General features: G+C 46.3%; 27 protein-coding genes and 1 riboswitch. Of the genes, 15 read left to right on the forward strand and 12 right to left on the reverse strand.

Annotated elements, in window-relative coordinates; genetic code table 11:
- Positions 1 to 62: 62 nt before the first annotated feature.
- Entirely contained in the window at positions 63 to 980 is a 918-nt protein-coding gene (gene nadA / locus ACR0QN_RS07430; protein ID WP_432650567.1) for a quinolinate synthase NadA, read from the reverse strand.
- Positions 981 to 1,271: 291 nt separating this feature from the next.
- Here nadA and ACR0QN_RS07435 point away from each other — a divergent pair, with 291 nt between their 5' ends.
- Genes ACR0QN_RS07435 through ACR0QN_RS07445 form a run of 3 tightly spaced genes read left to right on the forward strand, consistent with a single transcriptional unit; the run spans position 1,272 to position 3,538 of the window.
- Positions 1,272 to 2,324: a DnaD domain protein gene (locus tag ACR0QN_RS07435; RefSeq protein WP_432650568.1), complete on the forward strand. Its 1,053-nt coding sequence runs from the start codon at positions 1,272 to 1,274 to the stop codon at positions 2,322 to 2,324.
- Positions 2,321 to 3,301, forward strand: coding sequence for an ATP-binding protein (locus ACR0QN_RS07440; RefSeq protein ID WP_432650569.1), 981 nt, complete (start codon positions 2,321 to 2,323; stop codon positions 3,299 to 3,301). The genes ACR0QN_RS07435 and ACR0QN_RS07440 overlap by 4 nt, the downstream gene beginning before the upstream one ends.
- Positions 3,302 to 3,313: 12 nt before the next feature.
- The gene (locus ACR0QN_RS07445) at positions 3,314 to 3,538 is read left to right on the forward strand and encodes a hypothetical protein (RefSeq protein WP_432650570.1); all 225 of its coding nucleotides are present in this window, start codon (positions 3,314 to 3,316) and stop codon (positions 3,536 to 3,538) included.
- Positions 3,539 to 3,583: 45 nt separating this feature from the next.
- Here the strand turns inward: ACR0QN_RS07445 and fliB are convergent, their stop codons facing one another.
- The gene (fliB, locus tag ACR0QN_RS07450; protein WP_432650571.1) at positions 3,584 to 4,549 is read right to left on the reverse strand and encodes a flagellin lysine-N-methylase; all 966 of its coding nucleotides are present in this window, start codon (positions 4,547 to 4,549) and stop codon (positions 3,584 to 3,586) included.
- Positions 4,550 to 4,774: 225 nt separating this feature from the next.
- Between fliB and ACR0QN_RS07455 the strand changes: the two genes are divergently transcribed.
- From ACR0QN_RS07455 to ACR0QN_RS07510, 12 genes are all read left to right on the forward strand, one after another.
- A complete protein-coding gene (locus tag ACR0QN_RS07455; RefSeq protein ID WP_432650572.1) occupies positions 4,775 to 5,044 on the forward strand; it encodes an ACT domain-containing protein in 270 nt (89 codons plus the stop codon).
- A gap of 18 nt (positions 5,045 to 5,062) precedes the next feature.
- The gene (locus ACR0QN_RS07460) at positions 5,063 to 6,418 is read left to right on the forward strand and encodes a PFL family protein (protein ID WP_432650573.1); all 1,356 of its coding nucleotides are present in this window, start codon (positions 5,063 to 5,065) and stop codon (positions 6,416 to 6,418) included.
- A gap of 27 nt (positions 6,419 to 6,445) precedes the next feature.
- On the forward strand, positions 6,446 to 6,757 hold the full coding sequence (locus tag ACR0QN_RS07465; protein ID WP_432650574.1) for a hypothetical protein: 312 nt from the start codon (positions 6,446 to 6,448) through the stop codon (positions 6,755 to 6,757).
- Positions 6,758 to 6,797: 40 nt separating this feature from the next.
- Positions 6,798 to 7,856, forward strand: a complete 1,059-nt coding sequence (locus tag ACR0QN_RS07470) for a V0D/AC39 family V-type ATPase subunit (RefSeq protein WP_432650575.1) — start codon at positions 6,798 to 6,800, stop codon at positions 7,854 to 7,856.
- A 40-nt stretch (positions 7,857 to 7,896) separates the two neighbouring features.
- A complete protein-coding gene (locus tag ACR0QN_RS07475) occupies positions 7,897 to 9,849 on the forward strand; it encodes a V-type ATP synthase subunit I (protein WP_432650576.1) in 1,953 nt (650 codons plus the stop codon).
- A 21-nt stretch (positions 9,850 to 9,870) separates the two neighbouring features.
- On the forward strand, positions 9,871 to 10,296 hold the full coding sequence (locus ACR0QN_RS07480; protein ID WP_432650577.1) for an ATP synthase subunit C: 426 nt from the start codon (positions 9,871 to 9,873) through the stop codon (positions 10,294 to 10,296).
- Positions 10,297 to 10,313: 17 nt separating this feature from the next.
- Positions 10,314 to 10,622, forward strand: coding sequence for a V-type ATP synthase subunit F (locus ACR0QN_RS07485; RefSeq protein ID WP_432650578.1), 309 nt, complete (start codon positions 10,314 to 10,316; stop codon positions 10,620 to 10,622).
- 77 nt (positions 10,623 to 10,699) lie between these two features.
- Complete coding sequence (locus tag ACR0QN_RS07490; RefSeq protein ID WP_432650579.1) at positions 10,700 to 11,290, forward strand: V-type ATP synthase subunit E; 591 nt, start codon at positions 10,700 to 10,702, stop codon at positions 11,288 to 11,290.
- A complete protein-coding gene (locus tag ACR0QN_RS07495; protein ID WP_432650580.1) occupies positions 11,287 to 13,062 on the forward strand; it encodes a V-type ATP synthase subunit A in 1,776 nt (591 codons plus the stop codon). The genes ACR0QN_RS07490 and ACR0QN_RS07495 overlap by 4 nt, the downstream gene beginning before the upstream one ends.
- Positions 13,062 to 14,459, forward strand: a complete 1,398-nt coding sequence (locus tag ACR0QN_RS07500; RefSeq protein ID WP_432650581.1) for a V-type ATP synthase subunit B — start codon at positions 13,062 to 13,064, stop codon at positions 14,457 to 14,459. The genes ACR0QN_RS07495 and ACR0QN_RS07500 overlap by 1 nt, the downstream gene beginning before the upstream one ends.
- A 14-nt stretch (positions 14,460 to 14,473) precedes the next feature.
- Positions 14,474 to 15,160 carry a V-type ATP synthase subunit D gene (locus tag ACR0QN_RS07505; protein ID WP_432650582.1) on the forward strand — a complete coding sequence of 229 codons (687 nt, stop codon included), beginning with the start codon at positions 14,474 to 14,476 and terminating at the stop codon, positions 15,158 to 15,160.
- Between the two features lie 5 nt (positions 15,161 to 15,165).
- Positions 15,166 to 15,618: a DIP1984 family protein gene (locus tag ACR0QN_RS07510; protein WP_432650583.1), complete on the forward strand. Its 453-nt coding sequence runs from the start codon at positions 15,166 to 15,168 to the stop codon at positions 15,616 to 15,618.
- A gap of 265 nt (positions 15,619 to 15,883) precedes the next feature.
- On the opposite strand, the gene ACR0QN_RS07515 is transcribed toward ACR0QN_RS07510, so the two are convergent.
- From ACR0QN_RS07515 to aroQ, 10 genes are all read right to left on the reverse strand, one after another.
- A complete protein-coding gene (locus ACR0QN_RS07515) occupies positions 15,884 to 17,293 on the reverse strand; it encodes a DUF389 domain-containing protein (protein WP_432650584.1) in 1,410 nt (469 codons plus the stop codon).
- 274 nt (positions 17,294 to 17,567) lie between these two features.
- Positions 17,568 to 18,131: a GNAT family N-acetyltransferase gene (locus ACR0QN_RS07520; RefSeq protein WP_432650585.1), complete on the reverse strand. Its 564-nt coding sequence runs from the start codon at positions 18,129 to 18,131 to the stop codon at positions 17,568 to 17,570.
- Between the two features lie 23 nt (positions 18,132 to 18,154).
- On the reverse strand, positions 18,155 to 18,574 hold the full coding sequence (locus ACR0QN_RS07525; RefSeq protein WP_432650586.1) for a pyridoxamine 5'-phosphate oxidase family protein: 420 nt from the start codon (positions 18,572 to 18,574) through the stop codon (positions 18,155 to 18,157).
- A gap of 91 nt (positions 18,575 to 18,665) precedes the next feature.
- Positions 18,666 to 19,499, reverse strand: a complete 834-nt coding sequence (locus tag ACR0QN_RS07530) for a helix-turn-helix domain-containing protein (RefSeq protein WP_432650587.1) — start codon at positions 19,497 to 19,499, stop codon at positions 18,666 to 18,668.
- Positions 19,500 to 19,714: 215 nt separating this feature from the next.
- Positions 19,715 to 20,206, reverse strand: coding sequence for a DUF6465 family protein (locus ACR0QN_RS07535; RefSeq protein ID WP_432650588.1), 492 nt, complete (start codon positions 20,204 to 20,206; stop codon positions 19,715 to 19,717).
- Positions 20,207 to 20,358: 152 nt separating this feature from the next.
- Complete coding sequence (locus ACR0QN_RS07540) at positions 20,359 to 21,000, reverse strand: ECF transporter S component (RefSeq protein WP_432650589.1); 642 nt, start codon at positions 20,998 to 21,000, stop codon at positions 20,359 to 20,361.
- A 110-nt stretch (positions 21,001 to 21,110) separates the two neighbouring features.
- Positions 21,111 to 21,239, reverse strand: a riboswitch (FMN riboswitch).
- 26 nt (positions 21,240 to 21,265) lie between these two features.
- Entirely contained in the window at positions 21,266 to 21,733 is a 468-nt protein-coding gene (locus ACR0QN_RS07545; protein ID WP_432650590.1) for a CD1247 N-terminal domain-containing protein, read from the reverse strand.
- A gap of 42 nt (positions 21,734 to 21,775) precedes the next feature.
- On the reverse strand, positions 21,776 to 22,333 hold the full coding sequence (gene efp, locus ACR0QN_RS07550; RefSeq protein ID WP_432650591.1) for an elongation factor P: 558 nt from the start codon (positions 22,331 to 22,333) through the stop codon (positions 21,776 to 21,778).
- A gap of 109 nt (positions 22,334 to 22,442) precedes the next feature.
- Positions 22,443 to 23,510, reverse strand: coding sequence for a M24 family metallopeptidase (locus ACR0QN_RS07555; protein WP_432650592.1), 1,068 nt, complete (start codon positions 23,508 to 23,510; stop codon positions 22,443 to 22,445).
- The gene (gene aroQ, locus ACR0QN_RS07560) at positions 23,507 to 23,950 is read right to left on the reverse strand and encodes a type II 3-dehydroquinate dehydratase (protein WP_432650593.1); all 444 of its coding nucleotides are present in this window, start codon (positions 23,948 to 23,950) and stop codon (positions 23,507 to 23,509) included. The genes ACR0QN_RS07555 and aroQ overlap by 4 nt, the downstream gene beginning before the upstream one ends.
- Between the last annotated feature and the right edge of the window lie 98 nt (positions 23,951 to 24,048).

The following is a 24,048-nucleotide window of genomic DNA, read 5'->3' on the forward strand; positions in this document are numbered from 1 at the left end:
TAAAAGTAAACGTATTCAAAAATGCAGATGATACTGCCCGAAAATATTCGGGCGGCTGAATATCACGCCTGTCCCAGTCTCAGCATTTCGTCAATACATACCTTTGCCTTTACTCTTGTTTCCTCGGGGAGGATTATTTCCTCGCCGTCTGTTCCCTCAAGGCAATGGAGGACGTCGGTGATAGAGGTTATCTTCATATTATGGCAGAAGCAGTCCTTGGAAAGAGCGTAGAACATCTTGTCGGGGCATTCGATGCTCAGGTGCTGTACTATGCTGTTTTCGGTGCCGATGATAAATTCCTTTGCGCTGCTGTTCTTGGCAAAATCCATAATTCCCGTGGTGCTGCCTGCGTAATCAGCCATTGCGGTTACTGCGGGCTGACATTCGGGGTGGAGAAGCACAAGGGCGTTCGGGTGAGCTTCCTTTGCCTTCTGCACCTCTTTAACGGTGATGCGGGCGTGGGTGGGACAGCCGCCGCTTACGAATTTGAACTGCTTTTCGGGTATCTGCTTTGAAACATAGTCGCCTAAGTTGCAGTCGGGAATGAAAAGTATCTTGTCGGCGTCCATTTTTCTGATGATATCCACCGCCGAGGAGGATGTAACGCAGACGTCGCAGAGAGTTTTAAGCTCTGCGGTGGTATTTATGTAGGCAACGGTCTTATATCCCTTGTACATTTCCTGAAGCTGACGGAGCATATCTACGTCAAGCTGTTCCGCCATAGGGCAGCCTGCTTCGGAACGGGGGAGATATACGTGCTTTTCGGGGGAGAGTATCTTGCAGGTCTCCGCCATAAAGCGCACGCCGCACATTATTACCCCGTCGCAGTCGGTTGCTGCCGCTTTGCGGGCAAGACCGAAGGAGTCTCCCGTAAAATCAGCCACCTCGAGAATGTCGTGGGTCTGGTAGCAATGGGCGAGAATGCAGATGTTCTTTTCTTTTTTGAGCTTTATAATTTTTTCCTGGATATCCTTTATCATAATTTCACAACTCCATATCGGGAAACATACTGTAATACATTTTATTATACCATTTATACGGATTTTTTTCAAGCGGATTTGCAGTATTTTATTTTACAGAGAATTTACCTGTTATACCTCAAAAAACGGTAAAAATGTACAAAATTTATCTGTAACGATTTACATATTTTCCTGCGCCGTTTTTATGACAGAAATATGGGTCGGAAAACTATGCAAAATGAATATAGTTTTTTTGAAGTTAATATGTTATAATATTAGGATAAAGTATTACACAGAAAAAAGGGAGAACGAATGGATTACAAAATCAACTGGGACTGCTCCGAGGGAGTTTTTGCCGTTCCCGACGCTGCTGCCGAGGGACTGAAGCTTGCTTCGGGTAAGGCGGTCAAGGTGCTTATATATTTTATGAAATACCGCAGAGCACCCGAAACACCCGAGGATATCGGCGTCAGCACCGAGGACGTGGAGGACGCTCTTTCATACTGGGAGCAGCTTGGAGTGCTGAAAAAGGCTGAGGGCGGTGCTTCGGAACAGAAAAAAGTTTCTGACGTACCGGCAAAGGCTCCGGAGCCTGTCAGAATTATTGCCGAGCCGCCTGCGACGTCTCCTGCTCCGATTTCAGAAAAGCCTGTTATAAAGCCGAGAAAGGCACTTCTTCCTACGGAAATTGCGGAGAGGATAGCGGCTTCGGAGGAGATAGATTTCCTGTTCAAAAGCGCTGAGCAGAGCCTTGGCAGGGTGCTTACATTTGACGACCAGCGGACAATTCTGTGGTTTTACGACCATCTTGGAATGTCTGCGGATATCATTATTATGCTAATTGCCTACTGCTGTTCGGTGGGCAGGGGAAATATGGGCAAGATCGAGAAAATTGCCCTTGACTGGCACGAGAAGAACATCACCACCCACGAACAGGCAGAAAATGAGATACTTGCTTTACAGAAGGCATTTTCCTTTGAGGGAAAGGTGCAGTCGAGACTCAAGCTCCAGAGCAAGCTTACGGCTTCGCAAAAGAAGTACATAGGGGACTGGGCGAATATGGACGTTACCGTTGATATGGTTGAGCTGGCTTATGACAAGACGGTGGACAGCATTGGCAAGGTGTCCTTTAATTATATGGATAAGATACTCCGCAAGTGGCACGAAAACGGCATTTCCAATGCCGAGGACGCTGCGGCGTTTGACGAGCGCACAAAGCCTGTAAGAAAGACGGACAGCAAAAAGTCTGCCGATGTCCCGGCAAAGCCCTCCGCCGCTCCCTCATATGACCTTGACCTGCTTTTCGAGCACGCTCTGAAAAGCACTCCCACGGTGAAAAAAATTAACGAGGAGGCGAACTCATGACCCGTTCGGAAATTCGTCAGAAAGCCAACAGCGAGATGGAAAGGCGGAAGCTGAGAGCCGAGAATGAAGCTGCCGACCGTCAGAGGGAAATTTATGCGAAGATCCCCGAGATCGAAGAAATACGGCGTATGCTTGCTCAGACCGCAACAGAGCTTTCACGGCTCATAATCGGGCGTAAAGGAAACTACAAGGAGAATTTTGAAAGGCTCCGCAAGAATAATCTTGACGGGGCGCATATGATAGCAGAGCTTTTAAAGGCGGGCGGTTATCCCGAGGATTATCTTGAGGTGCATTACCGCTGCAAGAAATGTAATGACACGGGATTTACCGACAGGGGAATGTGCGACTGTATGAGGAGGCTCATAAGCAGGATAGCTTCCGAGGAACTTAACCGCTCCGCAAATCTTCCCGATGCGGATTTTGCCCATTTCAGCCTTGATTATTATCGGGGTATCGTTATTGACGGTATCGACTGCTACAGCCTTATGTCAAAAAATTTAAGCTTCTGCACCGAATATGCAAGTCTTTTTTCCGAAGGCTCGGACAGCCTTTTGATGCTTGGCAAGACGGGAGTGGGAAAGACACATCTGTCGATGGCTATTGCAAAGGAGGTCATAGGCAAGGGGTATAATGTGATATACGGCTCGGTCATAAACATTCTCCGAAGCATTGAAAAGGAGCATTTCGGCAGAGCTGAAGAGGGCAGCGACACTCTTGAAAGCGTTTGTGCCTGTGACCTGCTGATTTTTGACGATCTTGGCTCGGAGCATCACACACCCTTTTACGAGTCCACTCTTTACAACATAATAAACACCCGCATAAACACGGGCAAGCCTATGATTATAAGCACCAATTTATCAAAAGAGGAGCTTGCTTCTACATACAATGAGAGGATAATCTCAAGAATTTTCTGCTGCTGTACTCTGCTTCCTTTTGCGGGACGGGACGTAAGGCAGCTCAAAAGAATAAACGGATAAGGAGATATTGCTATGCTTACAGTTATCAGAGTAAAATTCGAGCGCTTTCTGAAATCACTTGATGCGAATGTCACCGTTAAAAAGCGTGAGCTTGTGCTGGCAATTGCCGCCTGCACATTGCTGGGCATTGTTATCGGTGCCCTTTTCAGCCCCAGAAAGAATACTGTCATTGGCAGCTACAACAGCGCAGACCACTACAATAATGCTGACGATGACTGTGATGACGAGGAAGAATAATTTTTAAACGGCAAGCGGCTTCGGATAAGGTTCCGAAGCCGCCCGTCAATTGTAATAGAGTTCATATAGAAAATCGTATATCAGTTCGAGATTTTCAAGGCTGTATTCCGTTTCCTTTGACCAGAGACAGGCGCTGTCTCCGAGACTTTCTCCCGTTATGCTCATAATAAGCGAGACGGCTTCGGCGGAAAATATGCCAAGAGCGGTTTTTAAGAATATTTCTCCGTCCGAGGCGGATTTCATAAGGTATCTGAAAATATAATAGGACAGGAGATTTTTATAGCCCGTAAGCTGCGTATTTTCGGGTATGATATTTATAGGGGAAAGCTTTTTGCAGAGGTGTTCCCAGCCTTTGTTTATGGGTTCGAGAGAGGTTATGAGGGAGACTGCTTTTTCGGCGTAATCTTTGTCGTGTGGGAATGATATGCGTGTCGGGGAATTGCCCGTAAGCTCTTTTTCCGCTTGTGCGGAGAGACGGAGGAGGCTTTCTGTCATTTCGGTATAGCTTTGGGCTTCGTTTATTATCCGAAACAGCTCCGCTCTTATTTCAAGCAGGCGGCTTTCGGCGGGGGAGAGGGCTTCGCCGCCTTCTTCGGAGCGGAGAATGTGAAGTCCGAATGGCTTATCATTCCCGATAATGATCCTTGCCGCTTCTTCGCAGCATAGACCTATGCCCATTTCGCATCTGTCTCCGAACCACTCTCTGAAACGGGGGTGGAGGGTGCATATCTCGCAGAGCATTTTCTCGCCCCCTGCGATGATGAGCCTGCAAAGGTTGTTTTCATTAAGGAAGGGACAGCGTTCGTTTTCACCGAGAGCAAAGCAGTCGGAGCCGTCCTCTGAGCGGGTGATATTCGCTCTCAGCTCGTCTCCCAAAGCACCCGGGAGGGTCATATATTTGTCGAGAGCTGCCTTGTCAATGTCTATCTCCCAGCCGATACAGCAGTTGTCACGGCAGGCTGAGCCTATACATTGGAAGCTTTCGTAATAGTCGGGAACGTATATATCCATATTGCAATATCCTTTCTTAGTTTTACAAATGTAATTGTATCATTGATGATAATTACTGTCAATAAAAAAATATTGAGTATTTTGGTACAAAAAATCATCAAAAAGCTCTTGATTTTTTGTCCAAATAGTGGTAATATAGGAAATGTATTTGAATAAGTGTTTATTTCTTAACAGAAATGTGTTATAATTTAAGATAAATGATTTTTTGTTTGGAGGATTTTTACTATGAAAGCTGTAATCACCGTTATCGGAAAGGACGCCGTTGGCATTCTCGCAAAGGTAAGCACTATCTGCGCCGAGAACAACGCTAATGTTATCGAGGTAACTCAGAGCGTTCTTCAGGATATGTTCGCTATGATAATGCTGGTGGATATCACCAACATAAGCAACGATTTTGTTGCTCTGCAGGATAAGCTTACTGCCCTCGGAGACAGCCTCGGTCTCAAAATTCACACTATGCACGAGGATATTTTCAACACTATGCACAGAATATGACCCGAGGAGAATTTACTTATGCTTAACGTTTACGATATTCTTGAAACTATCAGAATGATACAGGACGAATGTCTTGATATCAGAACCATTACTATGGGCATTTCCCTTATGGACTGCATTGACAGCGATATTGACAGAGCCTGCGAAAAGGTTTACGAGAAGATAACCCGCTGTGCGGGAAAGCTGGTTAAAACAGGCGAGGAAATCGAAAAGGAATACGGTATCCCCATTATCAACAAGAGAATTTCCGTTACTCCCATTGCTATTGTTTCCGCTGCCTGCAATGCAAGCCCTGTGAAGTTTGCTCTTACTATGGAAAAAGCTGCTAAGGCGTGCGGAGTTAACCTTATCGGCGGATATTCCGCTCTTGTTCAGAAAGGCTTCTCCGCAGGCGATGAGAGACTTATACGCACAATTCCCGAGGCGCTTGCTTCTACCACCTGTGTTTGCTCCTCCGTTAACATCGGCTCTACAAAGACGGGTATCAATATGGACGCTGTGAAGCTTATGGGTCAGATCGTCAGAGAGTCGGCAGAGGCTACTGTTGACAATCAGTGCTTTGGTGCGGCTAAGCTTGTGGTGTTCTGCAATGCGGTGGACGACAATCCCTTTATGGCAGGCGCATTCCACGGTGTGGGCGAGCCTGACTGCATTATAAATGTGGGCGTTTCGGGTCCCGGAGTTGTTCGTTCGGCTCTGGCAAAATATCCCGACGCCGATATTAACGAGCTTGCGGATATCATCAAAAAGACTGCTTATAAGATTACAAGAGTAGGTCAGCTTGTGGGCGTCAGAGCCTCCGAAAAGCTGGGCGTACCCTTTGGTATCGTTGACCTTTCACTTGCTCCCACTCCTGCGGTGGGCGACAGCGTTGCCTATATCCTTGAGGAGATGGGTCTGGAGAAGTGTGGCTGTGCCGGAACTACTGCCTGCCTTGCTATGCTCAACGACGCAGTTAAGAAGGGCGGCGTTATGGCCTGCTCACGTATCGGCGGACTTTCGGGTGCGTTTATCCCCGTTTCCGAGGACGCAGGTATGATAGCTGCGGCTGAAAGCGGCTCTCTGCTTATCGAAAAGCTTGAGGCTATGACGGCTGTATGCTCCGTTGGTCTTGATATGATAGTTATCCCCGGAGATACTACTGCTGAGGTCATTTCGGGTATTATTGCGGACGAGGCTGCTATCGGTATGGTAAACTGCAAGACCACCGCTGTTAGAGTTATCCCTGCTATCGGCTGCAAGGAGGGCGATGTTCTCGACTGGGGCGGACTTTTCGGAAAGGGTCCTGTTATGAAGGTGAACACCTATTCGCCTTCCAAGTTCATAAACAGAGGCGGTCAGATACCTGCACCGCTTCACAGCCTTAAAAACTGATTTTTCATCCGAACAGGAGGACGGCATATGGACGATATTATCAAGTCGATAATCGAGATCGACAGAGGCGCTTCAAAGCGTATCGAGGACGCCGAAAAAGAAAAACTCCGCATTATTGAGGAGGCAAAGGCTGAGGAAGAGCGTATGGTGGAAAAAGCCATCGAAGAAAAGAAGGCTGAACTTGCCAAGATGGAAAAAGCAGAGCTTGACAAGGCTAACGCACGTATTTCAGAGCTTACCCGTGAGAAAAATGAAAAGCTTGAGGCTATGAAGCAGAGCTTTGAGAAAAATTCCGACAAATGGTGCGAGGAGATATTCAAAGCGGTGATCTCCATATGACCTGTGATAAAATGCGCTGCGGAGGGGAGGGGCGGCAGTCGTGAAGGAGAAGAAAACCTCGGGCAGAAGAAATCTTAACGCCACTATGGCGAAAATGCACGCTGTTTACGGCAAAAGGCTGAGACAGGAGGATTATTCCGCACTCCTGAGCTGTACCTCCGTTTCCGACGCTGCAGAATATTTGAAGAGAAGCACCTATTTCAGCCGTGCGCTGGAAGGTGTGGACACCGAGAATATCCACAGAGGAAATCTGGAAAATATCCTGCGCAGAAGCCTTATGGAGAATTATTTCCGTATGATAGGCTTTGAGAAAATCGGCGGCGACGAGTTTTACAACTACATCATCGTCAAGACGGAGATAGACGAGATACTTATCTGCATACTCCATCTTAATGCGGGTACAAGCGATCATATCACCACGCTCCCCATTTATATGAACAAGTACACCTCCTTTAATCTTATGGATCTTGCCAAGGTCGAAAGCTACGGGGAGCTGCTGAGCCTTACGGAAAAAACGCCCTATTACCCTATTCTTAAGGAGCACAGGCCCGAGGAGGAGGGCGGTCATATTGACTATCCTGCTATTGAGCTGCAGCTCAGGACTTATTACTCAAAGCGCATTACCGAGTCCTTAAAACAGTTCGGCGGCGAGACGGAAAAGCGGCTGAGAAGCTACATCGGCACGCAGATAGATATGATAAATATCATCAACAGCTACCGTATGAAGCGGTATTTCAACGCTGACGCCGATGAGATAAAGTCCCGTATGATACCCATTTATATGCGTATCCCCGAGAAGAAAATGGACGAGCTTTACAGCGCAAGAGATGACAAGGAGTTCCTTGACAGGTTTTCAAGGACCTATTACGGCAGAGAGATAGCCGAAAAGGGATTTGATATGAAAAATCCCGAGATGTCACTTGTGCAGTTTCGGTTTTTGCAGACAAAGCGTGCCTTTTCACGTTCTACATCTGCTCCCGAGTGCTTTTACACCTTTAATCAGCTTGCTGAGATAGAGGTAAAGAATATTATCAGGATCATCGAGGGGATAAGGTATTCTCTCCCAACAAAGGAAATATCCGAGCTTATCATTACGTAAGTTTCGGTTTTAAAAGACAGAAAGGACGGTGCGTCTGTAAATGTCATCAATAGAAAAAATGATGTTCGCTGATATTGCGGGTATCGACACAGACCTTGACGCTGTTCTTGATATCATCAGTTCCTGCGGCTGCTTCCATATGGAAAATGCGGCGGCGGTACACGTAAGCGGCGCAAAGACAAATGCCAAAAGGGAAAATCCTTATACGGCTCCTTTGAAAATGCTTGCGGAGATAGGTACGCTGACGGGTATCAAGCTATGTAAGGCGGATTGTTCGGATATCCACGACAGCGACGCAGAAAAGGTCAGGGAGGATATCAGGTCAATAAGAAACCGTGTGCAGAAGCTTAAAGCCGATGTCAAAAGAGCTTCGGATAATCTGAATGCACACACTATGGCTCTCGAGCAGGTGCTGCATCTGAGCGGCGGCGAGGGAGTGGGGTCGCTGAGCGTTGATATTGAGCAGATATTCGCCTGCAAGCACATCAAGGTGCGGTTCGGACGGCTGCCCACAGACAGCTACGAGAAGCTTTCATACTACGAGGACAAGAATTTCTACTTCCTGGCTTACGGCAGGGACAAGGAATATGTTTACGGTTTCTGCTTTGCGCCTTTGTCCGAGGCGGAGGAGATAGACGGCATTTTAGAGTCTCTGTATTTTGACCGCATACGGCTTCCCGATTTCGTTCACGGAAGTGCGGAGGACGCTGCTAAGTCCCTCGAGAAAAACATTGAGGACGATAAGGCGGAGGTAGAAAAGAAGAAAAAGGCGCTTTCGGACTTTATTGAGCAGAAGCGTGAGGCGCTTAACAAGTATTTCACAAAGCTGAAAACTATGCACGATACCTTTGAGCTTCGTGAAAAGGTTATGATGATAAGGGACAAGTTCTACATCGTTGGATTTGTTCCCGAGCGTGACGCTGAGCGGTTCAAAAAGTATTTCGAGGAGCTGAAGTCCGTTTCTCTTGTGATGAAGCCCTGTACGGAAAACGGCGAGATAGAAACTCCCGTCAAGCTCAGAAATAACAAGTTTGCAGAGCCTTTCTCGATGTTCGTTGACCTGTACGGTCTGCCTGCTTACAATGACATTAACCCCACAAATTTCGTTGCCATAACCTACACCCTGCTTTTCGGAATAATGTTCGGAGATCTGGGACAGGGACTTGTTATAAGCCTGCTGGGACTTCTTCTCTGGAAATGGAAAAAAATGACCCTGGGCAGGATAATGGAGAGGCTTGGAGTTTCAAGTATGATATTCGGAACGCTTTACGGCAGCGTTTTCGGGTATGAAGAATTGCTTGACCCGATGTATGAGAGCCTTGGCATAAGCTTTCTGCCCTTCAAGGCGATACACAGCATAAACAATGTTTTGTATTCGGCTATCGGCATAGGAATTTTCATTATCATAATTTCCGTTATCGTTAATATGGTAATGGGTCTGAAAGAGAAAAACTACACAAGGGCGCTGTTTTCAAACAACGGTCTTGCGGGACTGGTTTTCTACTGCTCGCTCCTTATGCTGCTTCTCGGAGGTATGCTTGGACTGAATGTGGGCGGCACGGCTTATGTTTTATGCCTTATCGTTCTGCCCCTTATCATAATGTTCCTGAGAGAGCCGCTGGGTGATCTGGTAAAGGGTAAGGGCTTTCATATTCACGAAAGTCTCGGAGACTTTATTGCGGCTAACTTTTTCGAGTGCTTTGAGTTTCTCCTTGGCTATGCCACTAACACACTTTCCTTCGTGAGAGTGGGCGGATTTGTTCTTTCTCACGCAGGTATGATGTCTGTGGTTCTGGCTCTGGCGGAGATGTCGGGTAATTTCTCACCCATTGTTATGATACTCGGAAATCTCTTTGTTATCGCTCTTGAGGGACTTCTTGTGGGTATTCAGGTACTGAGACTTGAATTTTACGAGATGTTCTCACGCTACTACACAGGCGGCGGAAAGGCGTTCAAGCCTGTCAGCGTAAACTATGATGAAATCATTGAATAATTAAATTTGGAGGATACCGATATGTATATTTTCTTACTTCCCCTGGCTGTTGTTGTTCTTCTCTCGCTTCCCGTTATTTCCAGAATAAAGCACTTTACCGACGGCACAAAGTGCAAGAACGCTATCATCGGAAATCTCTGCACTTTCTTCGGAATTATGCTCCTGGCTGTTATCCTTCCTGTGGGAAATCTGGTTTCCGCTGAGGTGATCGAGGAAACCGCAGGCGTTATCAGCAGCGCAGGTATGGGCTATCTTTCGGCGGCTCTTGCCGTTGGACTCGGCTCCATCGGCTGCGGCATCGCTGTTGCAAATGCTGCTCCTGCTGCTATCGGTGCTGTTGCCGAAGAGCCTTCCTGCTTCGGTAAGGCGATGATCTTCGTTGCTCTCGGCGAGGGCGTTGCGCTCTACGGCTTCCTTATCGCATTCCTTATAATTCAGGCTGTCTGATACCAGAGGATAATAAAATGAAATTCTTTCTTCTCAGCGACAATGTGGATACCGTTACGGGAATGAGACTCGCAGGTATCGAGGGAGTTGTTGTCCACAAGGCGGAGGAGACCGAAAAGGCACTTCTTGAAGCTATGGACAACAAGGATATTGCCGTTATACTTATGACAGAAAAGCTCATTGACCTCATTGAGGACAAGGTGAACGAGCTGAAGCTCACCCGTCCCTCGCCGCTTATTTCGGAAATTCCCGACAGACACGCAACGGTGGACGTTACTGCCTCTATTTCACGATATGTTCAGGAGGCAATTGGTATTAAATTATAATACCGGAATTAAATTATAATTCCGGAATTAAACTTTAATTCCAAAATCAAGCTTTAATACCCGAAAGGAATGATACTTTGGAAAAGGATAAGCTTGACCGATTTATCACAGCGGTAAGCTCCGCTGCGGATAAGCAGGTAAATGAAATTCTCTCCGAAGCGGAGCAGGAAAAGAACAGTATTCTTTCTGCGGCTAAGGAGTCCGCCGAGGAAGCAGGAAACCGCTGCCTCAGCGATAATATAAAAATGACCTCGGGCAAGTGCGTCCGTATGGTCTCTAAGGCTGAGCTTGAGATGAAAAAGGAAATTCTGCTCTGCCGTGAAAAGCTTACTGCAGAGCTTTTTGACAAGGTCCACAGCAAGCTTGCGGAATACAGAAAAACTCCCGAATATGAGGAAAAGCTCTGCGACGCTATTGCGGGGGAAAGCGACCTTGATGGCGCAAGAGTATATCTTTCTCCGGAGGATATGGGTCTGTCCGATGCTATTGCTGCTGCCGCAAGGGACAAGGTGACAGTTGCTGCCGATGATTCCATAAAATACGGCGGACTGCTTATTCTCAGAAGCGCTAAGGGTACTGTTACCGACCGGACTTTCGACTGTGCTCTGAAAGAGCAGCAGAGCCTTTTTGCCTCGGGTAATCTTATGTCGGCACAGGAGGGTGATTGACCGTGAATACCGTATTTTCTGTAAACGGCCCTGTTGTCAAGGTTCGTGACACCTCCGATTTTGCTATGATGGAAATGGTCTATGTGGGTGCAGACCACCTTATGGGCGAGGTCATTGGCGTAAATGCCGAGGAGACCACCATTCAGGTCTACGAGGTCACTACGGGAATGAAGCCCGGTGAGCCTGTTATCGGTACGGGTGCGCCTGTTTCTGCTGTTCTTGGCCCCGGGATCATCTCAAATATATTTGACGGTATCGAGCGCCCTCTCAAGAAGATAGAGGAGCTTTCCGGTGCATATATTTCACCCGGTTCCAATATCGAGAGCCTTGATACAGAGAAAAAATGGGACGTTACCTTAAAGGTATCGGTGGGCGATGAAGTACAGGGGGGAGCAATTTTTGCTGTATGTCCCGAAACTCCCCTTATCGAGCACCGCTGTATGATACCCCCGAATATGAGCGGCGAGGTGGTATTTGCCGCAGAAAACGGGGAATACACCATAAATGATGTTATCTGCCGCATAAAATCGCCCGACGGAACCGAGCACGAGCTTACTATGTGCCAGAAATGGCCTATAAAGCAGTCCCGTCCCTTTGACATGAGACTGCCTGTTGACCGTCCGCTTATTACGGGTCAGCGTGTTATTGATACCATTCTTCCCATTGCAAAGGGCGGTACGGCTGCGGTCCCTGGAGGATTTGGAACGGGCAAGACTATGACTCAGCACCAGCTTGCAAAGTGGTGCGATGCTGATATCATCGTATACATCGGCTGCGGCGAGCGTGGAAACGAAATGACCCAAGTCCTTGAGGAGTTTTCGGGACTTATCGACCCCAAGACAAACCGTCCTCTTACCGACAGAACTGTGCTTATCGCAAACACCTCAAATATGCCCGTTGCGGCTCGTGAGGCGTCCATTTACACGGGTATCACCATTGCGGAGTATTACCGTGATATGGGCTACCACATCGCTATTATGGCGGACTCTACCTCAAGATGGGCGGAGGCTCTTCGTGAGATAAGCGGACGACTGGAAGAAATGCCTGCGGAGGAGGGCTTCCCCGCATATCTGCCCTCAAGGCTTTCCGAGTTCTACGAGCGTGCGGGTTATGTGGAGAATTTAAACGGCACCGAGGGCAGCGTTTCCATTATCGGTGCGGTATCTCCTCAGGGTTCGGACTTCTCCGAGCCTGTTACTCAGAATACAAAGCGTTTTGTGCGCTGCTTCTGGGCGCTTGACAAGGCGCTTGCTTATGCACGTCATTATCCTGCCATTAACTGGAACAACAGCTATTCCGAATATACCGATGATCTGAGTGAGTATTATTACAAGAACGTTGACAAGGATTTTCTGCCCTATCGTCAGAGAATTTCCTCTTTGCTCATTGAGGAAAACAAGCTGATGGAGATAGTTAAGCTTATCGGTGCGGACGTTCTTCCCGACGATCAGAAGCTTGTTATCGAGACGGCGAGAGTTATCCGTGTAGGATTTTTGCAGCAGAATGCGTATCACAAGGACGATACCTATGTGCCTCTTGACAAGCAGTTCAAGATGATGAAGGCTATTCTGAAGCTTTATGACGAGTGCAGAAGTGCTGTTGAGAAAAGCGTTCCTATTAACCGCATTATTTCAACGGGAATTTTTGAAAAGGTCATCAAAATGAAATACGATATTCCCAACGACAAGCCCGAGCTTTTCCGCAGGCTTGAGGTTGAGATAGAGCAGACTGTGAAAAAGGTCGTTAAAGCCTGCACCGAGGAGGGAAGATAATGGCTGTTCAGTATATCGGACTAAAGGAGATAAACGGTCCTCTTATCGCTCTTGACAACGTGACGGGCGTTTCCTATGACGAGGTTGCGGAAATTCGTCTGGACGACGGTTCTGTCAGAACGGGCAGAGTTGTGCAGATAGACGGAAGCCGTGCTATTTTACAGGTTTTTGAGGGCACAAAGGGACTTTCTCTCAAGAACACACGTACAAGATTTACGGGCAAGCCTATGGAAATGCCCCTTTCGGAAGAGCTTCTCGGCAGAGTTTTCAATGGTGCGGGACGTCCCATTGACGGGCTTGGGGAGATATACGCCGAAAAATATGCGGACATCAACGGCAAGCCCCTTAATCCTGTTGCACGTTCCTATCCGAGAAACTACATCAATACGGGCATTTCCTCCATTGACGCTCTTACTACCCTTATCAGAGGTCAGAAGCTGCCTATTTTCTCTGGCTCGGGTCTTTCCCACAACAAGCTTGCTGTTCAGATAGTCCGTCAGGCAAAGATCGCCGAGGAGAGCGGACAGGATTTCGCTGTGGTATTTGCCGCAATGGGTGTTAAGAACGATATTGCCGACTATTTCCGCAAGAGCTTTGAGGAAAGCGGCGTTTTACAGAAGGTCGTAATGTTTCTTAATCTTTCCAATGACCCCATTATCGAGAGAATCCTTACTCCTAAGTGCGCTCTCACTGCCGCAGAGTATCTTGCTTTTGAGAAGAATATGCACATTCTCGTTATCCTTACGGATATGACAAGCTATGCCGAGGCACTTCGTGAGTTCTCCTCCTCAAAGGGAGAAATTCCTGCAAGAAAGGGTTTCCCGGGATATCTTTATTCCGACCTGGCTTCTCTTTACGAGAGAGCGGGCATTGTTGAAGGCTCCGAGGGTTCTGTAACGCAGATACCTATCCTTACGATGCCAAATGACGATATCACCCACCCAATTCCCGACCTTACGGGATACATCACCGAGGGACAGATAGTTCTCGACAGAAGCCTTGACCAGAACGGCATTTATCCCCCTGTGGCTGTACTTCCCAGCCTGTCCCGTCTGATGAAGGACGGTATCGGCGAGGGCTTTACAAGAGCGGATCACTCGGACTGTGCAAATCAGCTTTTTGCGGCGTATGCCAAGGTGCAGGACGCAAGATCCCTTGCTTCGGTTATCGGTGAGGACGAGCTTTCTCCACTTGACAAGTCGTATCTTCGTTTCGGACGGCTTTTCGAGAAGCATTTTATAAATCAGGGCTTTGACGAGAACCGCTCCATTGATGAGACACTTGATCTTGGCTGGGCGCTGCTTTCAACGCTGCCCAGGTCTGCGCTTGACAGAGTGGACGAAAAGCTGCTTGATCAGAAGTATGACCCCGACAAGGCGGCTCAGTTTACGGATTAAAGGAGTGAGGTCAGTTGGCAGATCAGGTTTTTCCCACCAAAGGAAATCTTCTAAATGTAAAAAAATCCCTTACGCTTGCAAAGGTGGGCTACGAGCTGCTTGACCGCAAGAGAAATGTTCTTATCAGAGAGCTTATGATGATGGTCGACGCTGCAAAGGCTCTCCGAGGCTCCATCACCGACACTTACAAGGATGCTTATGCGGCTCTCCAGCGTGCAAATATCACTATGGGACTTATAAGCAGAGTTGCCGAGGGTATGCCTATCGAGCAGAGCGTAAGCGTTACCTACCGCAGCGTAATGGGCTGCGAGCTGCCAAAGGTGAGCCTTGATGTTTCCGCAAATCAGCTTACCTACGGCTTTGAAAATACCGACGGCAACGTGGATATGGCGTACATCTGCTTTAATCGTGTAAAGCAGATGACTGCAATGCTGGCGGAAGTGGACAACAGCGTTTTCCGCCTTGCAAATGCCATTAAGAAAACCCAGACCCGTGCAAATGCGCTGAAAAATATCGTTATTCCGAAATACGAGTCCACCGTTAAATTCATTGAGAACAGCCTTGAGGAAAAGGAAAGAGAAGAATTTTCACGTCAGAAGGTCATTAAGGCTCAGAAGGAGCGGCGTAAGCTTCGTGGAAAGAAGATCCCCACCGAGAAATTTACCGTTCCCGATGTGGAGCAGTTTAAGAAAGGCGGCTGATAAAAATGAGACTTGCAGAAGCGCTCAATCTTCGTGCAGACATTAACAAGCGCATATCACAGCTTGGAGAGCGTCTGAGGGCAAATGCAAAGGTGCAGGAGGGCGATACTCCTGCGGAAGCACCCGAGGAGCTTTTAGCCGAGCTTGACAGGCTGACAGCAGAGCTGGAGGAGCTTATGGGCAGGATAAATCTCACCAACAGCAAGACTGTTTCCGACGGAGTTACTCTTACGGAGATGATTGCCAAAAAGGACGCTCTTACGCTGAAATCGGGAATTATCAGAAAGTTTCTTGCGGAAGCTTCGTCAAAGATCGAACGCTATTCCAACAAGGAAATAAAAATTCTCAGCACCGTAAACGTAGCGGAGCTGAGAACTCAGTCGGACAAGCTTTCTGAGGAGCTGAGGCTATTAAACGTTAAAATTCAGGAGCTTAACTGGACTACAGAGCTTCTGTGAATTTTTTGAGTGCCGTCGGGTGCAGTACAAGTCGGCAGCAGACAAGAGCTGTATCATCTTGAAGACGCTGCGGAGTATGGCGTAATACAAAAGCTTTGCTCAGCATTGTTACAAATGCATTGTTTCACGATACATATTATTTTGCGGAATAACTAATTCGTTTATTTTTACTACCTCGTACTGAACGGCGGCAGGGCGGGATCGGGGATCAATATGAAAAAAAGCGGCTTAAAATGCCGCTTTTTTCGTATAGGTAATATCTTTCTTATTCTTCTTCTGCTGTTTTTTCGGCTTCTTCCGTTATTTCTTCGCTGATGTAAAGGGAAACGTTTGGCATATCCGTCTCGGTCCTGAGCCAGTTAGTGATGATTTCGGTCTCTTCTTCTGTGATATGCTCCTTTGCACGGGCAGCGAGAAGTATGTATTTTTCGTTCTTATCCCACATTATGCCACAGCTGCAGTCTTCAAGCTTTGTGAATATGGCTTCTGTCTTTTCGGCAAGCTTCGGACAGTTGATCTCTCTTTCCTGTCGGGCTTCGTATTCGGCGGCGGTCTGTTCAAGCTCGTTTATCCTTGTCTGCCTGTTATCAAGCTCGGTCTGCATTTCGGCAAGCTTGTTTTCCTGCACGGCAATGGTGATCTTGTCGGTGTTCTCCGAATCTGCGTTGTCGGGGATATAATTCTGTGTGATATGCAGCCTGTATCCGTTCAGACTGTAGTTCTCAAGCTCGTTTTCAAGAATGGATATTGCTTCGTCGGAAATGTGTGCGCCTACCAAGGAAACTGAAATTACCTTGTCCTGCATATCCGTACTGCTCTGCACCACCTGAGTTTCGGGAAAGCGGAATTCATTATTCAGATAGCTTGAAATATTATGCTCGATGAATGAATTGTATACTGTGAGACCGCCGATGAAAATACTGGGAATAATTGCAATGACCGTGATCGCAGTAATGACACGGTTTATTTTTTTCTGCTTTGCCTCGCTGATATTTTTGTGATAGGGAACTCTCAGAGCAAGGGTCACAAAGGCGGTGGACAGGGTGATAAAAAGGGTATTGATAAGGAAAAGGTAAAATGCTCCGAATATGAATTTCGGCTGTAATGAGGCAATGCCGTAGCCTGCGGTGCAAAGCGGAGGCATAAGGGCTGTGGCGATGGCAACGCCCGGGATAACGTTGCCCTTTTTCTGCCTTGTATTGCCTATCATTCCTGCAATTCCGCCGAACAGGGCTATTAGCACGTCCCAGAGTGTGGGGCTCGTTCTCGCTATCATTTCGGAAGTGGGTTCGCTAAGGGGAGTGATGATAAAATAAACCGTTGAGGTCATTAGGCTTATGACCACCTGCGTTCCGAAGCGTGTAAAGGCGTGCTTTAACAGAGTAAGGTCACGTACCGCAAGGGAATAGCCCATTGTCATAATGCCGCTCATAAGCGGTGAGATGAGCATTGCTCCGATTATGACCGCTGTGGAATTTACGTTTAGTCCGATGGAAGCGATTAGTATCGCAAGCATCAGTATCCACATATTCGAGCCGTGAATTACCGTATTCTCCTGCATCATCACGTCGATCTCTTCATAGCTCATCATATCTCCACGAATATCTAAAAGATTGAGCAAGTACCGCTTGAGTCTTTTTGATACAGGGTCTTCCTTTACTGCTTCACCGTTCAATTTAAACACACTCCTGTTTTGACTTTATTATGTTATACCACAAAATCCATATTATGTCAATGTAATATTTTAACAAAAATATTTTGCCGCAGCTTTTATACTAATAACCAATAAAACTGTAGACAAAAAATCTTCGCATAATCCATATACGCAAGATTATGCTCGATTTTTTGTACAGTTTTTAATTGGTTCTTAGTATCAGATCACATCTGTGTAGAAGGTATTGAAAAAATCTCCGCACCGCTCTGCTTTCCGTGCAGAACGGTGCGGAGATCTACTCAGAACATTCAAACTCCTGCCGCAGCATTGAAAAATAGAGCCTTCCCACATATTCTCCGTTCATATAAAAATAATCCCGAAGTGTTCCTTCATATGTAAAGCCGCATTTTTCAATAACACGCTTTGAGGCGCTGTTGATAGTCTTGGTGCATATCTGTACCTTGTGCAGATTTATTCTGTCAAAGCCGTAGGAGATAACAGCCTTTGCGGCTTCCGTTGCATATCCTTTTCGCTGAAATTCGGAACCTATGCAGTATTCTATCTCCGCAAAATGATTTTTGCTGTCCACAAGAAAATAGGCAATCTGACCGATACATTCTTCCGAGCTTTTCAAAGTAACTGCCCAGCGGTAATAGTCCTTGTTTTCATATGAGACGATATATTTTTTCAGCAGCTCATTTACTTCTTCTTTTGTTGTGTAAACAGGCTCGGAGTACATTGACTGTATCTTTTCGTCTGCTATCCAGTTTCTGAGCATTGCTTCGCTGTCGGAATATTCAAATCTGCGAAGTATAAGCCTGTCGGTCTCTATGGTCTGAGTGCCGATGTGTGTAAGCATTTATATCACTTCCGTAAAAAAGTTCAGCAAAGCTTCACAGACTCTTTGGGAGCAAAATTCGTTTCCATCGTCCAGGTAACGGCGGTGCAGTTTTTCATTACGAATATCTGCAAAAGGTCTGTAATGCCGTTTTCTGCCCACGCCTGCAGGAACTTTCTTGAGGGGTGAGCGAATATTTCAGCCTTTAACTTTTCATCGTGTACCTGATCAAGCACTCCTGTTACACGTATCTGAACGCCTTTGCAGGAGAAGCACATTTCCGCTTTGGGATTTTTCATTATCTGAGTATAAACGTCCTTTGTGGAGGCGGTGTGAAAAATAAATCCGTTTTCATCTGCTCTGTAAAGCAGCATTCCACGTACTCTGGGCTGGTCTCCATCGGCGGTGGCAAGATAGAAGGCAGGATTTTCGTTTATCAGCCTGAATATTTCCTGTGGGGTCATAATATCATATCCTTTCATTTTTTTATGATAATTATAACTCAAACTGACAAGCTTCGCTTTTATAATACTGCCCGATTTTTTCAAAATACCGTTAACCGATGTATTTGTCACGATATTCGGTGGGGGAAATTCCCACTCTGTTCTGAAAGCAGGAGGAGAAATGTGCGCTGCTGCCGAAGCCGCATTTCATTGCAATTTCTGTAACGGAGATGTTTTTTCGCTTGAGCATAGTTTTTGCACGTTCAAGACGAATCTCTATAAGATATTCTATGGGCGTGATGCCTGTTTCCTTTTTGAATTTCCTGTTTAAGCAGGAGCTTGAAACATACCCTAAAGCCGCAAGCTTTGAAACGGTTATATTTTCGGAGTAATGCTGCTCCATATAGTGCTGTGCCCTTGCAACGGAATAATCGGAAGAGACGGCTCGCATATCAAAGGTCTCGCCCATAATGCTGCGTATTATCCAATGTGTGATTATCTCAGCCTGTGCATCGAGAGTAATGTCCGAGTTGGGCATAGATTTGCTGTACTCGAATACAAAGGTGTTCAGCGCTTTTAAAATATCGCTGCAGATCTCAAAGGACTGCTCGTTAAATGTGGGGACACTTTCGGCGTACATCAGATACCGCTTTTCAAAATAGCTTTTTTCTATCAGCAGGCAGTAGTAGTTCAGTCCGGCTTTGTCATCGTGAGGAATATGGGGAGAGGCAATTTCCGCAGGGTAATGCCTGTTCGCTGCAGGTTCAAAGGAGATAACTATCATATAGGACGGGTGGGAATGACCCGGCTTTGCTGCATATCCGCATTCGCCTGCGGTGGGAATGAAAATCCCAAGCTGTGGACGGACATAACAGTCAACAAAAGCAAGGTCGGCTTCCGTTAAGCTATTGCCTATCAGATCTTTTATTATTTCAAAGTCTTTCATATTTTCACCCGCCTTTTTTCTTTAATCATAACATATACGGCGGAAAATGTAAAGCGCACGGCAGAAATTTTTGCCGTGCTATAGATACTCCTTAATGCCGCTGCCAATCTGAATATCTGAAATTACACCTTTCTATGCAAAATATAAGAGCCTGTATAATAAAAAATATCCGCCCTGCCTGACAGGACGGATATGCTTTTATATTTTGCTTTAAATCACAGAACAATGCTGCCCTCGGGATTTCCGTTAACAACATAATATGCTCTGAGCTCGCCGTTTTCAGCCTTAACATAAATGTCAATGCTCTTTATCTGCTTGCGACCGTATTTATTTTTAAAATCAGCCTTGCAAAGCTCTGTTACCTTGGCAACGGTATATTCGCCTGAACCCTGAATAAGGAAAATATCCTGCTTAACAGGTTCAGCCTTTTTGGAAGCAGGCTTTTCAGCCTTCTTCTCAGCAACGGGCTTCTCAGCCTTCTTCTCAGCAGCAGGCTTTTCTACCTTCTTCTCGACAACAGGTTTTTCAGCCTTCTTTTCAGCAGCAGGCTTTTCTACCTTCTTTTCAACAGCAGGCTTTTCAACGACAGGCGCAGCCTTTACTTCTTCAACGGGTTTAACATTTTCAACAGCTTTATTGGTCTCGGCAGGCTTTGCAGTTTCTGCGGAAACTGCGGGCTTGGACTGAGTCTTTTTATCTTTTGCCATAACAGTAAACCTCCATATTTAATGTTATTATCAGTATAACATTAAATTTTGGATTTGTCAAATATTGTTTGATATAATTTACTAATTATACTAAAAAAATGGTTTCCGCAGCTGTATTTTTGATTATTTTTACATTGATAGAGCCGGAATTATCAGCTATTGACAGCTTTCTGCGCTCTGCCGTGCTTGAGGATAGGGGAGATGTATTTGTAAATTGCAACGGTTATAACTGTGCTGCACATACCCTTTATGAATGTGAAAGGAAGATTGAACCAGATCAGTGCGTCAAGGAGAGTTTCTACATTGGGATTTAACTTCTGATATGCGTTGATGATCGCTTCCATCGGCATAAATTTCGTGTAGATTGGGTAGATGAAAAAGTAGTTTGAGAAAATACTGAAAACAGCCATAGCTGCGGCACCAACAGTTGCTCCGATAATTGCACGGGTCTTGGTTTTCTTTGACTTGTAAATAAGTCCTGCAGGGACTACAAATGCACAGCCGAGAATGAAATTGGAAAGCTCGCCTACGCCGCCTGTTCCCGAGCCTTGACATAAAATATTCAGCAGATTTTTGAGAAGGCATACGCCTGCTCCCGATAGTGGTCCGATTGCAAAGGATGCGATAAGAGCAGGCAGCTCTGACAGATCAAACTGGATAAATGACGGCATAAACATAGGTACGGGAAAGTTAAAGAACATCAGCACGGCTGCCAATGCTCCCATCATTGCCGTTACGGTGAGCTGTCTTACCTTTGATGTTTCGGTGTTGGGTTTGAAGAGTTCGTTTTTCATACAGATTCCTCCATTAAAATAAAAATATAATAAAAAGCAATCTGTTTGTGAAAATAAAACTGCCCGCAAAGCATAATGCTTCACGGGCAGCAGGTCATACGCAGTTAAACGCTGTGTTTCTTTCATCCGGACTATACCGTCGGTTTCGGAATTTCACCGAATCATGCTAAGCTTTTAAATAAGCTCGGCTCGTGGACTTTACCACCGGTGAGGAATTTCACCTCGCCCTGAAACAAATTGCAGTTTATTCGGTTGTAGGTTTGCCTTATTCCTCGGAGCTTTCGTCCTCGTCGTCTTCCTCAATATCATCAAGGTCAAATTCGAGAAGCTCGTTGCAGTTGGGACAGTTGATGGAGCCGTCCTCGATCATAGCGGCATTGAGGCAGATAGTATCTCCGCAGGTGGGACAGGTTACTTCGTAAAGCTCTTCATCATCGAAAAGCTCCTCGTCATCGTCCTCATCATCGTAGATCTCATCGTAATCCTCGTCATCATCGTCATCGCAGCACTCGTCATCGTCTTCGTCGATCTCATAGAGATCCTTCTCGACCTCTCCCAGATCCTCGTCGATAACGTCAACGACTTCGGAAAGTTCATCAACGTCATTCTTCAGATCTGCGATCTCGGCAGCCATGTCGCTGAGGATATCAGCAATAGCGGCAATAACCTTGTCGTCTGTGTTAAGACCTTCCATAAGTCCTTTGAGATAAGCAGTTTTTTCAGTAAGTGTCATAGGTTACAGCCTCCTTAAATAAACATTTTCTATGGCAGAAGCTTACGCTCTTTCCATATACTCGCCTGTACGTGTGTCGATCCTGATCATATCGCCCTCGTTGATGAAGAGGGGAACCTTGATCTCTGCACCTGTTTCAAGAGTTGCAGGCTTGGTAGCGTTGGTAGCAGTATTTCCTGCAAAGCCGGGGTCGGTCTGAGTTACCTGAAGCTCAACAAAGTTGGGGGGCTCTACAGCGAAAACCTTGCCCTTGTAAGAGCAAACCTTACATACCATATTTTCCTTAACGAACTTGAAGCTGTCGCCCAGTTCGTTTGCGCTTACGGGGAGATCCTCGTAGGTCTCGGGATCCATAAAGTGGTAAAGATCGCCGTCGCTGTAGGTATACTCCATATCCTTTCTTTCAACGTAAGCGGTGGGGAATTTTGCGGAAGGGTTGTAGCTCTTTTCAACTACAGAACCGGTGATAACGTTCTTGATCTTGGTTCTTACGAAAGCAGCGCCTTTACCGGGCTTAACGTGCTGGAATTCAACGATCTGAAGAACGTTGCCGTCCTCCTCGAATGTCATTCCGTTTCTGAAATCGCCTGCTGAAATCATATTTAACCTCCAAAAATTTTAGAAATTGAGAGCGAAAAGCTCCCTGATACGAAATAATCATTATTTAATTTATATCATACCACATTTTCTGAAATAATGCAATACCTTTTTATAATTTTATCAGATTTTTAGGAGCATTTGTCAAATTATAACAAGAATTTTGTTTTATTACTACAAAATCCTCTATGCGTATGCCGAATTTTTTCGGCAGATAAACGCCCGGTTCAATGGTTATGACCATATTTTCCCGAAGCACTGTTTCGTCACGGGTATTTGCACAGGGGGACTCGTGTATCTCCATTCCCACGCTGTGACCAAGTCCGTGACCGAAATAATCCCCGTAGCCGTTTGCTGCGATAAAGTCCCTTGCAACGCAGTCGAGACGCTTTCCCGTTATTCCGCAGACGGCGGCATTTATGGCTCTGTTCTGGGCTTCGAGGACTACCGAATACGCCTTTTCCATTTCCTCGGAAATATCGCCGAGGGCTACAGTTCTGGTCATATCGCTGTGATATCCGTCCACGACTGCGCCGAAGTCCATAAGGATAAATTCCCCCTTTTTTAGCGGTCTGTCCGTGGGGACGCCGTGGGGCATTGAGGTTGTGGTCCCGCAGAGGGCAATGGTCTCAAAGGAGAGAGTCTCTGCGCCGTTTCGGAGCATATATTCGTCCAGACAAAGTGCTATCTCACGTTCGGTAATGCCTTCTTTTATGAAGTTCAGGGCGTTTTCCAATGCCTTTTCCGCAATGCGCTGAGCCTTTTCCATAAGAGCTATCTCGCTGTCGGATTTTATCATTCGCATTTCACCGATGATGCGGCTGAGATCTGAGGAATTATTGAATGTGACCGTTCCCGTAATATTTTCACGGAGGCGCTCAAATTCGGATAAGGTCATTGTGTCGCTTTCCACCCAGACCTTTTCAGCGTGATTTTCTGTGATAAGGTCTGAAAGCTGAGCGTAGAGCCTTTCCTGCTTTATAACATCGCAGTCGGTGACAGTATCTTGTGCCTTTTCGATGTATCTTGAGTCAATTATAAGATATGCGGAATTTTTAAAAACGATAAGTGTTCCCGCCGAGGATTTCATTCCCGTGAAATACCGCCTGTTCACGTCGGAAGTGATAAGAGCGCAGGCATTTTCGGGGAGCTGCCTGCGGAGAGTTTCTATTCTGTTCATACGTTATTCTCCAGAATTGATTTAAGAGCGTAAAGTCCCAAAATATAGCTTTCCTTGCCAAAGCCTGCGATCTGTCCTGCGCAGACGGGGGAGATGACGGAGGTGTGGCGGAATTCCTCACGCTTGTGGATATTGGACATATGCACCTCAATAACGGGTATCTTTACTGCCGCAATGGCGTCTCTGATGGCGTAGCTGTAGTGTGTATATGCGCCTGCATTCAGCACAATTCCCGAGAAATCAAGTCTTGCGGCGTGGATACGGTCGATTATCTCTCCCTCGTGGTTTGACTGGAAGCACTCGCAGCTTTCAAAGCCCAGCTCTGCTGCCTTTTCGATAATTTCGGCGCAGATGCTCTTGTAGCTGTCGCTGCCGTAGGTCCCGGGCTCTCTTTCGCCTAAGAGATTGAGGTTAGGACCGTTTATTATAAGTACGTTCATTTTTATTATCCTTCCTTTCTTGAGAGTTTTGTGCTTTTCGTCAGAAAATTTCGGACAGCAGTCCGAAAAACAAAACTCTGAGGTTTGAAAATCTTTGA

Source organism: Huintestinicola sp. (assembly GCF_050874005.1).
GTDB lineage: Bacteria > Bacillota > Clostridia > Oscillospirales > Ruminococcaceae > Huintestinicola.

Bases quoted from the DNA above. Each gene is read 5' to 3' on its own strand.
- nadA (WP_432650567.1), bottom strand. From the start codon at position 980: ATGATAAAGGATATCCAGGAAAAAATTATAAAGCTCAAAAAAGAAAAG.
- ACR0QN_RS07435 (WP_432650568.1), top strand. From the start codon at position 1,272: ATGGATTACAAAATCAACTGGGACTGCTCCGAGGGAGTTTTTGCCGTT.
- ACR0QN_RS07440 (WP_432650569.1), top strand. From the start codon at position 2,321: ATGACCCGTTCGGAAATTCGTCAGAAAGCCAACAGCGAGATGGAAAGG.
- ACR0QN_RS07445 (WP_432650570.1), top strand. From the start codon at position 3,314: ATGCTTACAGTTATCAGAGTAAAATTCGAGCGCTTTCTGAAATCACTT.
- fliB (WP_432650571.1), bottom strand. From the start codon at position 4,549: ATGGATATATACGTTCCCGACTATTACGAAAGCTTCCAATGTATAGGC.
- ACR0QN_RS07455 (WP_432650572.1), top strand. From the start codon at position 4,775: ATGAAAGCTGTAATCACCGTTATCGGAAAGGACGCCGTTGGCATTCTC.
- ACR0QN_RS07460 (WP_432650573.1), top strand. From the start codon at position 5,063: ATGCTTAACGTTTACGATATTCTTGAAACTATCAGAATGATACAGGAC.
- ACR0QN_RS07465 (WP_432650574.1), top strand. From the start codon at position 6,446: ATGGACGATATTATCAAGTCGATAATCGAGATCGACAGAGGCGCTTCA.
- ACR0QN_RS07475 (WP_432650576.1), top strand. From the start codon at position 7,897: ATGTCATCAATAGAAAAAATGATGTTCGCTGATATTGCGGGTATCGAC.
- ACR0QN_RS07480 (WP_432650577.1), top strand. From the start codon at position 9,871: ATGTATATTTTCTTACTTCCCCTGGCTGTTGTTGTTCTTCTCTCGCTT.
- ACR0QN_RS07485 (WP_432650578.1), top strand. From the start codon at position 10,314: ATGAAATTCTTTCTTCTCAGCGACAATGTGGATACCGTTACGGGAATG.
- ACR0QN_RS07500 (WP_432650581.1), top strand. From the start codon at position 13,062: ATGGCTGTTCAGTATATCGGACTAAAGGAGATAAACGGTCCTCTTATC.
- ACR0QN_RS07510 (WP_432650583.1), top strand. From the start codon at position 15,166: ATGAGACTTGCAGAAGCGCTCAATCTTCGTGCAGACATTAACAAGCGC.
- ACR0QN_RS07520 (WP_432650585.1), bottom strand. From the start codon at position 18,131: ATGCTTACACACATCGGCACTCAGACCATAGAGACCGACAGGCTTATA.
- ACR0QN_RS07525 (WP_432650586.1), bottom strand. From the start codon at position 18,574: ATGACCCCACAGGAAATATTCAGGCTGATAAACGAAAATCCTGCCTTC.
- ACR0QN_RS07530 (WP_432650587.1), bottom strand. From the start codon at position 19,499: ATGAAAGACTTTGAAATAATAAAAGATCTGATAGGCAATAGCTTAACG.
- ACR0QN_RS07535 (WP_432650588.1), bottom strand. From the start codon at position 20,206: ATGGCAAAAGATAAAAAGACTCAGTCCAAGCCCGCAGTTTCCGCAGAA.
- ACR0QN_RS07540 (WP_432650589.1), bottom strand. From the start codon at position 21,000: ATGAAAAACGAACTCTTCAAACCCAACACCGAAACATCAAAGGTAAGA.
- ACR0QN_RS07545 (WP_432650590.1), bottom strand. From the start codon at position 21,733: ATGACACTTACTGAAAAAACTGCTTATCTCAAAGGACTTATGGAAGGT.
- efp (WP_432650591.1), bottom strand. From the start codon at position 22,333: ATGATTTCAGCAGGCGATTTCAGAAACGGAATGACATTCGAGGAGGAC.
- ACR0QN_RS07555 (WP_432650592.1), bottom strand. From the start codon at position 23,510: ATGAACAGAATAGAAACTCTCCGCAGGCAGCTCCCCGAAAATGCCTGC.
- aroQ (WP_432650593.1), bottom strand. From the start codon at position 23,950: ATGAACGTACTTATAATAAACGGTCCTAACCTCAATCTCTTAGGCGAA.